The sequence below is a fragment of the Stenotrophomonas sp. 85239_Sma genome (assembly GCF_056481725.1).
The window spans coordinates 1,167,131-1,181,165 of record NZ_CM151163.1 but is presented as its reverse complement, the minus strand read 5'-3'; the positions used below and the strand labels follow the sequence as shown (position 1 = coordinate 1,181,165).

Annotated in this window: 12 protein-coding genes; 5 read left to right on the top strand and 7 right to left on the bottom strand. The window is 68.2% G+C overall.

The genetic code is table 11. From position 1 onward, the window contains the following. Positions 1-64: 64 nt before the first annotated feature. A complete protein-coding gene (locus ACYKG1_RS05615) occupies positions 65-1,678 on the bottom strand; it encodes an alpha-glucosidase family protein (RefSeq protein WP_478472048.1) in 1,614 nt (537 codons plus the stop codon). 214 nt (positions 1,679-1,892) lie between these two features. Here ACYKG1_RS05615 and ACYKG1_RS05610 point away from each other — a divergent pair, with 214 nt between their 5' ends. Continuing rightward, positions 1,893-2,891 carry a polyprenyl synthetase family protein gene (locus tag ACYKG1_RS05610; protein WP_262084648.1) on the top strand — a complete coding sequence of 333 codons (999 nt, stop codon included), beginning with the start codon at positions 1,893-1,895 and terminating at the stop codon, positions 2,889-2,891. Positions 2,892-3,012: 121 nt separating this feature from the next. Here the strand turns inward: ACYKG1_RS05610 and ACYKG1_RS05605 are convergent, their stop codons facing one another. Further along, positions 3,013-3,798 (bottom strand): dienelactone hydrolase family protein, encoded by a 786-nt coding sequence (locus tag ACYKG1_RS05605; protein ID WP_262084649.1) that lies wholly within the window; start codon positions 3,796-3,798, stop codon positions 3,013-3,015. A gap of 133 nt (positions 3,799-3,931) precedes the next feature. Between ACYKG1_RS05605 and ACYKG1_RS05600 the strand changes: the two genes are divergently transcribed. Further along, entirely contained in the window at positions 3,932-4,525 is a 594-nt protein-coding gene (locus ACYKG1_RS05600) for an SMI1/KNR4 family protein (protein ID WP_100471558.1), read from the top strand. 25 nt (positions 4,526-4,550) lie between these two features. Here the strand turns inward: ACYKG1_RS05600 and ACYKG1_RS05595 are convergent, their stop codons facing one another. From ACYKG1_RS05595 to ACYKG1_RS05580, 4 genes are all read right to left on the bottom strand, one after another. Continuing rightward, positions 4,551-5,084 (bottom strand): hypothetical protein, encoded by a 534-nt coding sequence (locus ACYKG1_RS05595; RefSeq protein ID WP_262084651.1) that lies wholly within the window; start codon positions 5,082-5,084, stop codon positions 4,551-4,553. Positions 5,085-5,182: 98 nt separating this feature from the next. After that, the gene (gene murD, locus ACYKG1_RS05590) at positions 5,183-6,592 is read right to left on the bottom strand and encodes a UDP-N-acetylmuramoyl-L-alanine--D-glutamate ligase (RefSeq protein WP_262084652.1); all 1,410 of its coding nucleotides are present in this window, start codon (positions 6,590-6,592) and stop codon (positions 5,183-5,185) included. Then, entirely contained in the window at positions 6,573-7,925 is a 1,353-nt protein-coding gene (gene murL / locus ACYKG1_RS05585) for a UDP-N-acetyl-alpha-D-muramoyl-L-alanyl-L-glutamate epimerase (protein ID WP_262084653.1), read from the bottom strand. The genes murD and murL overlap by 20 nt, the downstream gene beginning before the upstream one ends. Positions 7,926-8,001: 76 nt before the next feature. After that, the gene (locus tag ACYKG1_RS05580) at positions 8,002-10,596 is read right to left on the bottom strand and encodes a bifunctional aspartate kinase/diaminopimelate decarboxylase (protein ID WP_100471555.1); all 2,595 of its coding nucleotides are present in this window, start codon (positions 10,594-10,596) and stop codon (positions 8,002-8,004) included. A gap of 75 nt (positions 10,597-10,671) precedes the next feature. Here ACYKG1_RS05580 and ACYKG1_RS05575 point away from each other — a divergent pair, with 75 nt between their 5' ends. Beyond that, positions 10,672-11,544 (top strand): PhzF family phenazine biosynthesis protein, encoded by an 873-nt coding sequence (locus ACYKG1_RS05575; RefSeq protein WP_478472046.1) that lies wholly within the window; start codon positions 10,672-10,674, stop codon positions 11,542-11,544. A 131-nt stretch (positions 11,545-11,675) separates the two neighbouring features. Beyond that, positions 11,676-12,554 carry a PhzF family phenazine biosynthesis protein gene (locus ACYKG1_RS05570; protein ID WP_478472045.1) on the top strand — a complete coding sequence of 293 codons (879 nt, stop codon included), beginning with the start codon at positions 11,676-11,678 and terminating at the stop codon, positions 12,552-12,554. 182 nt (positions 12,555-12,736) lie between these two features. Here the strand turns inward: ACYKG1_RS05570 and ACYKG1_RS05565 are convergent, their stop codons facing one another. Continuing rightward, on the bottom strand, positions 12,737-13,168 hold the full coding sequence (locus tag ACYKG1_RS05565) for an OsmC family protein (RefSeq protein WP_100471552.1): 432 nt from the start codon (positions 13,166-13,168) through the stop codon (positions 12,737-12,739). Between the two features lie 371 nt (positions 13,169-13,539). On the opposite strand from ACYKG1_RS05565, the gene ACYKG1_RS05560 reads away from it, so the two are divergent. Continuing rightward, positions 13,540-13,938, top strand: coding sequence for an HU family DNA-binding protein (locus ACYKG1_RS05560; protein ID WP_072168628.1), 399 nt, complete (start codon positions 13,540-13,542; stop codon positions 13,936-13,938). The last annotated feature ends 97 nt before the right edge of the window (positions 13,939-14,035 follow it).

The window sequence follows — 14,035 nt, the reverse complement described above, 5'->3', positions numbered from 1 at the left end:
CCCACAAAAAAGGGACGGGGCGCTTCGGCCCCGTCCCCGCAAGTACCGCCACCGGAGAAAACGGTCAGCTGCGTCGGGCGCAATACACCGCGCGCGGTGGCAGCTGGAGTTGATTGCCCTGCACCGTGCCCGCATCCGGGCCCGGTACCGCCACCTGCTGCCAATTGCCCGGCGGCAACGGATGGCTCACCGCCTCGGCCGACAGGTTGAAGGCCAGCAGGAGGGTTTCATCTGCAAGCATACGCTCGAACAGCAGCACTGGCTCGGCACTTTCGATGAACCGGATGCTGCCATGCAGGAGCACCGGCTGGGTATGCCGCCAGGCCAGGTACGCCCGGAACGCGGCCAGCACCGAGTGCGGGTCGCGCTCCTGCACGGCCACCGCCGCGGCGCGGTGCTCGGCCGGGATCGGCAACCAGGGCTGGCCCGTGGTGAAACCGGCCAGCGGCGCTTCGGTCCACGGCAGCGGCGTCCGGCAGCCGTCGCGGCCCTTGAAGTTCGGCCAGAAGGTGATGCCATAGGGGTCCTGCAGCGCCTCGAACGGCACCTCGGCCTCGGCCAGGCCCAGCTCTTCGCCCTGGTACAGGCAGACCGAGCCGCGCAGTGAGCACAGCATCGCCACCAGCATCCGCGCCAGGCGCGGGTCGGCCGGGTGACCGCCCCAGCGGCTGACCGCCCGCTCCACGTCGTGATTCGAAACCGCCCAGCACGGCCAGCCTTCGGTCATTGCCGCTTCCAGCCGCGAGACCGTGTCGCGGATGTAGGCCGCGCTGTAGTCGTCCACCAGCAGCTCGAAGCTGTAGCCCATGTGCAGGCGGCCATCGCGGGTGTACTCGGCGGTGGTGGCCAGCGAATCCTCCGAGGAGATCTCGCCCAGGCTGACCGCTCCCGGGTACTCGTCCAGCAGCGCGCGCAGGCGCTCCAGGAACGGCAGGTTCTCCGGCTGGGTGTTGTTGTAGTAGTGGTACTGGTAGGCGTACGGGTTGTCCGGGCTGAAGCCGCGCCCCACCCGCTTTTCGGCGGGCTTGGCCGGGTTGTCACGCAGCTGTGCGTCGTGGAAGCAGAAGTTGATCGCATCCAGGCGGAAGCCATCCACGCCGCGGTCCAGCCAGAAGCGCACGTTGTCCAAGGTCGCCTGCTGCACGTCCGGGTGATGGAAGTTCAGGTCCGGCTGGTCGACCAGGAAGTTGTGCAGGTAGTACTGCTCGCGGCGCGGCTCCCACTGCCAGGCGCAGCCGCCGAACAGCGACAGCCAGTTGTTGGGCGGGGTGCCGTCCTCGCGCGGGTCGGCCCACACGTACCAGTCCGCCTTCGGGTTGCGGCGATCCTGGCGGCTCTCGCGGAACCAGGCATGCTCGATCGAGGTGTGGCTCAGCACCTGGTCGATCATCACCTTCAGGCCCAGGCCGTGGGCCTTGGCCAGCAGGCGGTCGAAGTCATCCAGGCTGCCGAACAGCGGATCGACATCGCGGTAGTCGGCGATGTCGTAGCCGAAGTCGGCCATCGGCGACTTGAAGAACGGCGAAATCCAGATCGCATCCACGCCCAGCGCGGCGATGTGGTCCAGCCGCTCGATGATGCCCGGCAGGTCACCCACCCCGTCGCCGTTGGCATCGAGGTAGCTGCGCGGGTAGATCTGGTAGATGACGGCTCCGCGCCACCATGGATAGTGCGACATCGACAGCCCCCCTCCGGGCATGCGGGACCCGCCGGCAGCGGGCCGAAATCCTGATCCGGCAAGCTTAGCGGCGGCCTCCCGGGCATGGCGCAACCTGCATACGTATTCACGCAGACGGCGGCGCTGGCCGGGCTGGAAATGCCGCGCGGACCGGTTTGCGCCCGAATTCACGGCCAGCGCCTATAATCGGTGGTGAGCCTGAAAGCCTGATCGCATGACCATCACCGAAGACACCCGTCCCGCCCTGGGCCTGCCCCAGATCCAGTCGCTAGCCGCGGCCGACATGGCCGCCGTCGACGCCCTGATCCGGCGCCGGCTGTCTTCGGACGTCGTGCTGATCAACCAGATCGCCGACCACATCATTTCCGCCGGCGGCAAACGCCTGCGCCCGATGCTGGTGATGCTGGCCGGCCACGCGGTCGGCCACGCCGGTCCGGACCACCACCAGCTGGCGGCGATCATCGAGTTCATCCACACCTCCACCCTGCTGCACGACGACGTGGTGGACGAATCCAGCCTGCGCCGTGGCCGCAGCACCGCCAACGCGCTGTGGGGCAACGCGCCCAGCGTGCTGGTCGGCGACTTCCTGTACTCGCGCAGCTTCCAGCTGATGGTCGAGCTGGAACGCATGTCGGTGATGCAGATCCTGGCCGATGCCACCAACCGCATCGCCGAGGGTGAAGTGCTGCAGCTGCTGCACGTGCACAACCCGGATACCGACGAAGCGGCGTACCTGCGCGTGATCGAGCGCAAGACCGCAGTGCTGTTCGCCGCCGGCACCCGCCTGGGCGCGCTGGCCAGCGGCGTGGACGAGGCCACCCAGCAGGCCCTGTTCGACTACGGCATGCACCTGGGCTACGCGTTCCAGATCGCCGACGACGTGCTGGACTACTCGGCCAACGCCGAGGAACTGGGCAAGAACCTGGGCGACGACCTCGCCGAGGGCAAGGCCACGCTGCCGCTGATCCACGCGATGGCCCACTCCGACGACGCCACCCGCGAGCGCCTGCGCACCATCGTGCAGGACGGCGATGCCTCGGCGATGCCGGAAGTGCTGGCCGCGATCCGCGCCACCGGCGGCCTGGAGTACAGCCGCGCGCGTGCCGAGGAATACGCCGAGGCCGCCGAGCGCGCGCTCGATGGCCTGGGCGACAACGACGCCGTGGCTGCCCTGCGCGGCCTGGCCCGCTACGCGGTGCAGCGCTCGCATTGATGGAGGCGTGCCGACCAACGGTCGGCACCCACCAGGCCGGCGTACCCGAACGGGTAGGTGCCGACCGTTGGTCGGCACGGAAACATCGGTAGGTGCCGACCGTTGGTCGGCACTATCGGCACTACATGAAGCGCTCCTCGAAGAACTCATCCAGCGCCTTCCACGCGCGCTTGGCCGCCCGTTCGTTGTACTGGCAGCCCGGCGGGCTGTTTGCATCGCGCTCGGCGAAGCAGTGCACCGCGCCGCTGTAGTTGGTGAATTCCCAGTCGACCTTGGCGGCGTTCATTTCCTTCTGGAAGCCGGCGATGTCCTCGGCGGTCACGCTGCTGTCGTCGGCGCCGTTGAGCACCAGCACCGATGGATGGGTACCACCGGCCTGCGCAGGCAGCGGCGAGCCCAGCCCACCATGCAGGCTGACCACGCCGGCCAGCGGCGCACCGGCACGGGCCAGTTCCAGCACCGTGGTGCCGCCGAAGCAGAAGCCCACCGCACCGATCCGGCTGGCGTCCAGCGGCGCCTTGCCGGCCTGCGCCTTGAGCACGTTCACCGCCTCCAGCGCACGTGCGCGCAGCAGCGGCCGGTCGTTGCGCAGCTTGCTGGCCACCGGCCCGGCCTCCGCATCGGTCTTCGGACGCACGCTCTTGCCGTATACATCCGCCACCAGCACCACATAGTCATCGCCGGCCAACTGCTTGGCCTTTTCAATCGCCGATGCGTTCACGCCTTTCCAGTTCGGCACCATCACCAGTCCCGGGCGTTTGTCATGCCCGCCATCGTCGTAGACCAGCACACCACTGAAGGTCGTGCCCTGGTGGGTCCATTCCACCGGCTGGGTCTTCATCGCCGCCCAGGCCGGCATCGCCGCCAGCCCGAGGATCACCGCCACACCGCATCGCCAACGATTCATGCGCCTGCTCCACAAAAAAAGGGGACGGAGGGGATTAAGCCGTATTCGCCCCTCCCGCGTCGCATTCTGCATTGGCGACGTGACGCAGGTGTGGTTGGATACGACTTAATCCCCTCCGTCCCCTTTTTGCCGCATGAACCTTGTTGATCACTTCCTGTCTGGCCTGATCCCGCGCCTGCCTGCCGACGATGCCCCGCAGTGGGCACATGTGCAGGGCGCCAGCGCCGAAGACTTGCAGCGCCTGCGCACGCAGTGGCCGCAGGCGCCGGACAGCCTCATCGCGCTGCTGTCGCGTGTGGATGGTACCCACTTCCGTGAATACCCCGGTGGCGAGGTCTGCGTGCTGATGCTCGGCTCGGACGTGGAGGACGGCGGCTATCCGTACTACCTGCGCTCGGTGGCCCAGATCTTCGAGGACCAGCAGCAGTGGGACGACAGCATCCGTTCAATCTACGAAGCGTGGCTGGATGACGAACCTGAGATCCTGGGTGAAGGCATCGACGCGGATCTGCCGATGAACCGCCGCCTGTGCTTCTCGCACTGCATGAACAACGGCGGCACCTCGATGCTGTACCTGGATTTCGATCCCGCACCGGGTGGCACGGTTGGCCAGGTGGTGCGCTACCTGCATGATCCGGACAGCTATGCGGTGATCGCGCCGAGCTTCGACGCATACCTGCAGCAGCTGATCGACGGCGGCTACGCGTTCATCGACCAGGAACAGTAGATCCACGCCATGCGCGCAGCACGCTTCACCTGGGTTCCACCCAATGCAGGGTGCCCGGCTGGAGTGCCAGCAGATCCCCCGCCGCCAAGCGCGCTCGCGACCAGTGACGTTCCGGCGGCTTTGGCTGCCGGGCCCCTACCGCGCCGTCGTAATCGCGCACCAGAAGCCCGATGCGCGCCGCACCTGCCCCCAGCAGCGCATCGATGCGCTGCAGCCACTGGCTGGCATCGACCAGCGCTTCGTCGCGGCACGCCTGCTGAACCTGCTCGTGCCGCGCCGACTGCTCGGCCTGCGCGCGGGCGATCTTCGCTTCACTCCAGCCCTTCTTCCGCCAGCGTTCGGCATCGCCCTTCCACTTCGGCCCAGCCTGCGCCGATGCCAGGGCCGTACCGCAATCGCAGTGGCCCGCGCTCAACCAGGGCTGCCAACCGGGGCCGACGGCGGCCTGCAGGCTGGGCGATGCCTGGGCGAACAGGCGCCGGCCGCTGCGCTCCATGATCGCGGCGGCTTCAACCTGCGCAAACGAGGTGGGCAGGAACACGGTGATGAAGGTGCACATGCGGGCATCCGGGTCTGTCCGGGGATGCCTGCATGATAAATGCACGATGGGGTCAGAGCCCTTTCCTGCGGAAAGGGATCCGACCCCGATCCCGCCGGTCAGGCAATACCCAACCCCGGAATCGCGCTGATGCTGTCCGGGTCGAATCCGGCCAGTTCGGCGAAATGACGGCCACGGGCCACATAGTCGCGGTAGGCACCAAAGCTCGGCGCGCCCGGCGACAGCAGCACCACCCCGCCCTGCCCACCCAGCGCGGCACGCGCCAGCACCATCGCCTCGGGCAGATCGCCCGCAGCGTGCAGACCAAAGCGCCCGGCGTCGGCCAGCGGCCGCAGCATCGCATGGATGCGTGGGCCGTTGCTGCCCATCGTCACGATCTCCACCGGCGGCACGTCGTGCGCCATGTGCTGCATGAAATCGGTCCAGTCCAGGCCACGGTCGTGCCCGCCCACCAGCAGTGCGATGCGCTGGCCGGCGAAACACTCCAGCGCAGCCAGGCTGGCATGCGGCGTGGTGCTGATCGAATCGTTGATGTAGGTCAGGCCATCGGCCACGCCAATGCGCTGCAGGCGGTTCGGCAATGGACGGAAGTTCTGCACCGCCGGCACCAGCGCCACCGCATCCAGCCCCAGCGCTTCCAGCGCGGCCAGCACCGCACACAAGTTGCCGCGGTTGTGGCGACCCGGCAGCGGCGTGTTGCGGGTATCGAACACGGCCTGCTCACCGCGATGCACGATGTCACCGCGCATGTGCCAGCCCTGCGGCTGGTTGAACCAGACAACTTCGCTGCCGGGCAGCGAAAGCGCCGCCAGATGTGGATCGGCGGCGTTGAGCACGGCGATGCGCGGTGCGGCTTCGGTCACCAACCGCAGCTTGTCCTCGATGTAACGCTGCTCGCTGCCGTGCCAGTCCAGATGTTCCGGGAACAGGTTCAGCACCACCGCTACCTGCGGATGGGCGCCACTGCGCGCCACTTCACCGGTCTGGTAGCTGGACAGTTCCACCGCCCAGTACTCGGGCGCGGGCTGTGGGTCCAGCACTTCCAGCAGCGGCAGGCCGATGTTGCCGACCAGGCCGGTACGGTGGCCGGCCGCGCGCAGCAGGTGCGCGACCAGTGCGGTGGTCGTGCTCTTGCCCTTGGTACCGGTCACGCACACGGTGTCGTGCACGATGCCGTCGGCACCCGCATGCTCGGCAAACCACAGCGCGGTGCCACCGATGAAGGTGGTGCCCTGCCCTGCGGCGGCCAGCGCGATCGGCTGGTACGGGCTGATGCCGGGGGATTTGATCACCACCTCGAAGGCGGCCAGCGCCTCGGCCGAGGGCTCGCCACGCACGTCCAGCGCGCCCTGTGTTTCCGCACGCGCGGCCTCGGCTTCGGCCGCCGGGCAGAACAGGCTCAGCGGCAGCGTGGGCAGGCGCTCGTGCAGCACCGCAAACGCGGCGCGACCCTCACGGCCCCAGCCCCACAGCGCAACGCGCTTTCCTTCAAGCTTCGAAATCTTCACGCACCCGTTCCCACAGCGCAGCCGGAACGCGGTGCTCGCCCTGCAGCTGCAGCAGCGGTGCCAGTTCCAGTTCGGCGGCATCCAGCTGCGGCTGGATCTCATTGCAGAAGCGCTTCACCAGCACGTCTTCCTTCCACTCCGGGCGCTGCGCCAGGGTCGCCATCGCCGCGCGCGATTCGCGGCCTTCGCCCACGCACTCGAACGGCTTGTGGTCCTGGAATTCCAGCAGCGCGTCGAAGCCACCGGCCTGCTCGGCATCGTCCAGCAGGTTGCGGCCGAAGATGCGCACCAGCCGCGTCTTGGGCATGAACGGGGCCAGCGCAAGGAACACGAAATGGCACTTCGGGCAGACGCCGCACCAGCGGTTCACCGGGCGCTCGCCAAGGATGTGGAAGTTGCGGTTGCAGCTGGAGAAGTGCGCGTCGTAGAAATCGGTCTTGGCGAACTGGCGGGCCACCGCCAGCTCTGACATCGGGCGCAGCAGCGAGTAGTACTGCAGGTCCGCAGCGACGTGCTTCTGCACGTGGCGGCCGAACGCCTGCTCGAACGCCCAGCCTTTGGACCACTGGTGGTTCACCTCGCCGGTGCCCGGAATCTGGCTGCCGTAGCTTGCCGAACGCTCATTGGAGAACACCACCTGGTCCACGCCCTGCAGCAGCGCGGCCAGCACCATGATCGCCGAGTTCACCGCGGTGACCGGGATATGCCCGTTCCAGGCGCCCTGGCGGTTGAGTTCGAACAGTTCCGGCGCCAGCGCGCGGCCCAGGTTCAGCGTGGGCAGGCCGGTACGCTCGGCACAGGCGCGGATCAGCTGCGAACCACCAATCCAGGTCACCGTCTCGTCCACGCCGGCACGGCGCAGCGCTTCGATGCTGACCAGCGAATCCTTGCCGCCACCGATCGCCACCAGCGCATGCGGCTGCAGGCCCAGCACCGGCGCCTGCACTGCGTCGCCCTGCACCGGCAGGCGGAAGCGCCCACGCAGGTTCAGGCCGTTGCGGTACGCAAATTCGCCCAGGCCGTTGAGGTAGACCGTCTCCACCAGCGCAGCGGTATCGGCATCGATGGCGTAGCTGTCGATGCTGACCGTCTCCGGCACGCCCGCCTTGTAGTAGCTGACACCGGCGATCAGGTGCAACAGCTGCAGCGCGCGCTGCACTGCCGAGGCACGCGCCTCGTCCAGCACGAACGGGGCGCCCGGCACGGTGATGGTTTCCACCATCTCCGGACCGTCATCAAAGGCGTAGACCAGCTTGGCCACGCCGGTATCCGCGGCGAATTCGCAGCGGACGAAACGGAAGCGGGAAACCTGGTGTTTGTCGAAAGCAGTCATGGGGTATCCGGTCAGGCACGGGCCCGCGCGATGGCGCGGGGCGTGTCGGTGGGCGGGTGCAGGGCGCGCGCGGTGATCACTCGATCACGTCTTCGCGCGGCAACGCCCGCTGGTTGTAGGTGTTGGCCATCGAATAACCGTAGGCGCCGGCATCGGCGATCAGCATCACGTCGTCCGGTGCGGTCGACACCGGCAGCTTGCGGCGCTTGCCGAACACATCGCTGGATTCGCAGATCGGGCCGACCACATCGAACGCCGCTTCGGCATAACCGCCCTGGCGGCTGAGGTTCTCGATGTCGTGCCAGGCGTCGTACAGGGCCGGGCGCATCAGTGCGTTCATGCCGGCATCGAGGCCGACGCGGCGCACGCCGTCCTTCTCCACCACCTGGGTGACATGGGTCAGCAGCACCCCGGATTCGGCCACCAGGTACCGGCCCGGCTCGATCGCCAGGCGGAACGCCGGATGCAGCGCCTTGACCTCGGCCAGGCCCTCGGCCCAGGCGTCCAGATCGAACGGCTCGTCTTCGTCGCTGTACGGAATCGGCAGGCCACCGCCGATATCGATGGTCTGCACGCTGCCGATGCGGCGGGCGAAGCCGGCGAGCTCATCGCACATCAGGCGCCAATGCTGCGCGGTCTCCACGCCACTGCCGAGGTGCGCGTGCAGGCCGACCACGCGGCTGCCCAGATCGGTGGCCGCGCGCACGAACTCATCGACACGGGCGATCGGCAGGCCGAACTTGGACTCCTTGCCGCCGGTGCGGACCTTGGCATGGTGGCCTTCGCCACGGCCCAGGTCCACGCGCAGCCACAGCTCGCGGTTGCGGAACAGGTCCGGCCAGCGCTGCAGTGCTTCGACGTTGTCGACGGTGACGGTCACGCCCAGCGCGAACGCGGCTTCGTACTCGCTGCGCGGGCAGAAGCTGGGGGTGAACAGCACGCGCTTGGGCGAAAGCTCCGGCAAGTGCTGGAACACGTGCTTCAGTTCGCCGTGCGAGACACATTCCAGGCCGAAGCCCTCGGCTTCCAGCAGCTGCAGGATGGCCGGGTGGCTGTTGGCCTTGATCGCGTAGTAGCGCTGGTCGATCGGCTTGATCGCGGCCAGCGCGCGGGCGCGGGCGCGCACGGTCGGCAGGTGGTAGACATAACGCGGCGTGCCGGCATCGGCCAGCTGCAGCAGGTGCGCACGCTGCCCCCGCCACCACGGCGTGCCACGCGGGCGCACGGTGCCGGCGATCTCGCGCCAGCGCGGACCGAACACTTCGGTCTCTTCCACCGGCATGGCACCGCTGTCGATCAGCTCGGCGTGCAGGATCGGCAGTAGGCCATCAGCATCGGCCTCGTCGATGACGAAGGTCAGGTTCAGGTCGTTGGACGACTGCGAGATCATGTGCACGCGCTCGCGGCCGAAGGTGGCCCACACGTCCGACAGCTTGTGCAGCAGCGAACGCATGCCGCGGCCGACCAGGGTGATCGCCGCGCACGGCACGATCACCTTCACCTTGCAGATCTGCGACAGGTCGGCCGACAGCGCGGCCAGCACATCGGTGTTGACCAGGTTCTCGGACGGGTCCAGCGACACGGTGACGTTGGTCTCGGCCGAACCGATCAGGTCCACCGACAGGCCATGCTTCTTGAACAGGTTGAACACATCGGCCAGGAAGCCGACCTGCTGCCACATGCCGATGCCTTCCATCGACACCAGCACGATGCCGTTGCGGCGGCTGATCGCCTTCACCCCCGGCACCGGTGCAGCACTGCCGTCGATGCTGGTGCCCGGCAGTTCCGGGCGCTCGGTATCGAGGATGGCCATCGGCACGCCAGCATCGCGGCACGGCTTGATCGAGCGCGGGTGCAGCACCTTGGCGCCGGTGGTGGCGATTTCCTGCGCCTCGTAATAGTCCAGGCGGGTCAGCAGGCGCGCGTCGGGCACATCCTTCGGATTGGCGCTGAACATGCCTGGCACATCGGTCCAGATCTCCACGCGGCTGGCGCCCAGCAGCGCACCGAAGTACGCCGCCGAGGTATCCGAGCCACCGCGACCGAGGATGGCGGTACCGCCATCGGCATGCCGCGAAATGAAGCCCTGGGTGATCAGCAGGCGGGTCGGCTGCGCGCGGAAGCGCTGCAACCACTCCGCATCGGCACGCCACTGGCAGTTCACCGACAGGCGTTGCGACCAGTCGCTCTGGTTCGGCTGCGGCGGCATCGCGTCCAGCCACTGGCGGGCATCCATCCAGCCCATGTCCAGGCCCGAAGCGTGCAGATAGGCCGCGCCCAGCGTGGAGGACAACAGCTCGCCCTGGCCCAGCACTTCGGCCTGCCATTCCAGCGGGCGGGTGGCCGCACGCGGGTCGTCGAGCAGGCCCTGCAGCGCTGCCAGGCGCTCGGCCAGCACCTCGCGGCCCAGGCCCAGTTCGGCCAGGAAACCTTCATGGCGCTCGACCAGCGCGGCCACGCGGTCACGGCTGTCCGGCGCGCCATCGGCGATCGCAGTCAGTTCGTTGGTGACCCCGGACAGCGCCGAAACCACCACCAGTACGCGCGAGCCGGTCTCTTCCGCGCGTTTTTTCGCCAGCTTCCCGATCGTGTCCCAGCGGTGACGACGCGACACCGAGGTGCCGCCGAACTTCAGTACGATCCAACGATCGACAAGGGGGGAAGCTGACATGGATTGGCTATGTAGAATGTGGGGGAGCCGCCCTCGGGGGCGGAACCCTTGATTCTAAGCGCAATATCCCCGCAGATGGCCGTCCTTCGTTACCTGCAGCTCGATGTCTTCGCCCCCCGCCCCGGCACCGGCAATCCGCTGGGTGCCATCCTGGATGCGGACGGCCTGTCCGGCGAGCAGATGCAGGCCCTGGCCGCCTGGCTGAACCTGTCCGAGACGGTGTTCTTCCTGCACCCCACTGCGCCGGGCGCCGACTATCACATCCGCATCTTCACCCCGACCCGGGAGCTGGCCTTTGCCGGCCACCCCAGCGTCGGCGCTGCCTGGGCGGCGGTGACGTGCGGCCTGGCCCAGCCGCGCAACGGCACCCTGCTGCAGCAATGTGCAGCGGGCGTGTTGCCGGTTCGGGTGAGCGGCCCGGCCGAGGCGCTGGAGATCCAGCTCGCCAGCCCAACGGCCCGGCAGCTGGACACGCCGGCGGACGCCGCGCCGGCCGCACTGCTGGCACTGGCGGCCAAGGGGCAGCAACCCGAACTGTGGGACAACGGCGCACGCTGGTGGCTGCTGCCGCTGCGCGACGCCGCTGCCGTGCGCGGCCTGGCGCCGGACATGGCCACGCTGCGCGACTGGAGCCTGGCCACCGATGCCACCGGCGTGGCCGTATTCGCTGACGAGGCCGGCACCGACCACGCCCGTGTGGTGCGCGCATTCTGCCCCGCCGATGCGGCCAGCGTGCCGGAAGATCCGGTCACCGGCAGCGCCAATGCCCTGATCGGTGCCTGGCTGCGGCAGCGCAACGCCCTGCCCGGCCGCGAGGGCCGCTACGTGGCCAGCCAGGGCCGCGAAGTCGGTCGCGATGGGCGCGTGCAGGTCGAAGTCGATGCGCAGGGCACGGTCTGGATCGGCGGCCAGGTGCAGCCGGTCATCGACGGCCACATCCGCTGGTAGCCCACGGAAAAAAGGGGACGGAGGGAATTAAGTCGCTTCTGCCATATGTGCCACAAGCGACTTAATTCCCTCCGTCCCCTTTTTTGTGCCCCGCGCTACGCTATGCCGCCTGTCTACTGGAGTCCTGCCTGATGTCCACCCGCCGCTTCCTGCAGCTGGATGTGTTCTCCCCGCGCGCCGGCGCCGGCAATCCGCTGGCCGTTGTGCTCGATGCCGAGGGCCTGGACGATGCCAGCATGCAGGCCATTGCGCGCTGGACGCGCCTGCCCGAAACCACCTTCGTGTTCCCGCCGCAGGTCGCGGGCGCCAGCTACCGGCTGCGCATGTTCAGCCCGCAGAAGGAGGTTCCGTTCGCCGGCCATCCCAGCGTCGGTACCGCGCACGCGGTGCTGCAGGCGGGCCTGGCCGCGCCGGTCGGTGGCGTGCTGGTGCAGGATGGCATTGCAGGTGCGCTGCCGCTGCGCGTCAGTGGTGAGGGCGCGCAGCAGCGCATCGCCATCCGCACCCCGCGCGCGCAGCTGGCCGAGACCGTCGAGGCCACCGATCCGCGCCTGCAGGCGGCGCTGAAGGGCTGGCCGCTGGGCACGCTGCCGCCGGCACGCATGCAGGGCGGGCGCAGCTGGTGGGTGGTGCAGGTGGCCGATGAAGCCGCGTTGCGCACCCTGCGTCCGGACTGGGATGCGGTCGCTGCACTGGCCGAATCCACCGACAGCATGGGCGTGTTCGCCTATGCCTTCAGCGATGGCCGCGAGGGCTTCGATCTGGCGGTACGCGCCTTTGTCGGCAATGGCCGACGCTTCGAGGACGCCGCCTCGGGTGCTGCCAATGCGGTGTTGGCCGCATGGCTGGACCTGCGCGATGCCCTGCCCCATGGCCGTGCACCGTTCGAAGTCAGCCAGGGCCGCGAAGTCGGCCACGACGCACGCCTGACCCTGCGGGTCGATGAAGACGGCGAGGTCTGGTCGGGGGGGCAGGTGCAGACGGTGATTGCCGGCACCATCGATTGGTGATTGCTGCTGGGGGGTAGAGCCGAAGGCAGCGGCAGGAGCCGCTGCAACGTCGCGCGCGACGGCCCGGAGGGTGGCGGCCAGGAAGGTCGCCATGACGCTGGCCGGCTGCCACCTCGACCTCGGCATCATGCGGTTGCCGGCCCGCGGCCGGCACTACCGTGACCATCCCGGCCCGCGATTTCTCAGCCCAGCTCGGCTTCCAGGCTGATGGGCACCGCGCTCAGCGCCTTGGACACCGGGCAGTTCTGCTTGGCGTCATCGGCAATGGCACGGAACTGCGTCGCATCGATGCCGGGCACCACCGCCCTCACCTTCAGCCGGATCTGCGACAGCTGCGGGCCGCCCTCCAGCGACAGGTCGACCTTCGCTTCGGTGTCCAGCGAGGTCGGGGTGAAGCCTGCCTCGCCGAGCTTGGCCGACAGCGCCATGGTGAAACAACCCGCGTGCGCGGCAGCGATCAGCTCTTCCGGATTGGTGCCCTTTTCGTCGCCAAAGCGGCTGTTGAAACCGTAGCGGGTCTTGTCCAGCAGCCCACTCTGCGGCGTGCTCAACTGTCCCTTGCCCGACTTCAGATCGCCTTCCCAGTGCGCGGTGGCGTGTCGCGAGATTCCCATTGTGCTGCTCCTGCGTGGCGGTGATGAACGGCTACCCTCGCACGCCGCGCGTTAGCCCTGCGTCGCTCCGCCGCACGCCGGGCGTCGCCCCGAGCCCGGCGCGTGGACACTTCCTCGCCAGCCCGGAACGCATTTTCCCCTTGTTTTCAGTGGTTTCGCGCACTCCGCCGATGGGCGGGCGCCGGCCATCGAACACGCTGGCGCGCCCCCATCCCCCACCACCGGCCATGTACTGAATCGGCCTGGATATGAAAAAACATGCACTTTCCGCGCTTCGGGCTATTGGCGGCGCCCGAGAGTTGCCCTACATTGCGCTTGCCGACGGGGTTCGGCGCCGACCAAACAACCAACCGTTCACGGAACAGGAAACCATGGCAAAGACCGCTAAGAAGGCTGCCCCGAAGAAGGCAGCGAAGAAAGTCGCGACGAAGGCAGCCGCCAAGCCGGCCGCTCCGAAGCCGATCAAGGAAGTGCTGACCAAGTCCGGCCTGGTTGCACACATCGCTGAAGCCTCCGGCGTCGTCGCCAAGGACGTCCGCGCTGTGCTGGCCTCGCTGGAAAGCGCCGTCGCCTCCTCGGTGCACAAGAAGGGCGCTGGCTCCTTCACCCTGCCGGGCCTGCTGAAGATCACCACCGTCAATGTGCCGGCCAAGCCGAAGCGCAAGGGCATCAACCCGTTCACCAAGGAAGAGCAGTGGTTCGCTGCCAAGCCGGCCACCACCAAGCTGAAGGTGCGTCCGCTGAAGAAGCTGAAGGACGCCGCGCTGTAAGCGCGCGCCCCAACGCGGATTCCGACGGGACGGCTCTGGCCGTCCCGTTTTTTTTGTCCGGACCACACCCCGCAACACAGCGTTGCCGCGGCCCCGG

Excerpts from the sequence above, each read along its gene's own strand:
- ACYKG1_RS05610 (WP_262084648.1), top strand. The coding sequence starts at position 1,893 with ATGACCATCACCGAAGACACCCGTCCCGCCCTGGGCCTGCCCCAGATC.
- ACYKG1_RS05575 (WP_478472046.1), top strand. The coding sequence starts at position 10,672 with ATGGCCGTCCTTCGTTACCTGCAGCTCGATGTCTTCGCCCCCCGCCCC.
- ACYKG1_RS05605 (WP_262084649.1), bottom strand. The coding sequence starts at position 3,798 with ATGAATCGTTGGCGATGCGGTGTGGCGGTGATCCTCGGGCTGGCGGCG.
- murL (WP_262084653.1), bottom strand. The coding sequence starts at position 7,925 with ATGACTGCTTTCGACAAACACCAGGTTTCCCGCTTCCGTTTCGTCCGC.
- ACYKG1_RS05565 (WP_100471552.1), bottom strand. The coding sequence starts at position 13,168 with ATGGGAATCTCGCGACACGCCACCGCGCACTGGGAAGGCGATCTGAAG.
- ACYKG1_RS05600 (WP_100471558.1), top strand. The coding sequence starts at position 3,932 with ATGAACCTTGTTGATCACTTCCTGTCTGGCCTGATCCCGCGCCTGCCT.
- ACYKG1_RS05615 (WP_478472048.1), bottom strand. The coding sequence starts at position 1,678 with ATGTCGCACTATCCATGGTGGCGCGGAGCCGTCATCTACCAGATCTAC.
- ACYKG1_RS05580 (WP_100471555.1), bottom strand. The coding sequence starts at position 10,596 with ATGTCAGCTTCCCCCCTTGTCGATCGTTGGATCGTACTGAAGTTCGGC.
- ACYKG1_RS05560 (WP_072168628.1), top strand. The coding sequence starts at position 13,540 with ATGGCAAAGACCGCTAAGAAGGCTGCCCCGAAGAAGGCAGCGAAGAAA.
- ACYKG1_RS05570 (WP_478472045.1), top strand. The coding sequence starts at position 11,676 with ATGTCCACCCGCCGCTTCCTGCAGCTGGATGTGTTCTCCCCGCGCGCC.
- ACYKG1_RS05595 (WP_262084651.1), bottom strand. The coding sequence starts at position 5,084 with ATGTGCACCTTCATCACCGTGTTCCTGCCCACCTCGTTTGCGCAGGTT.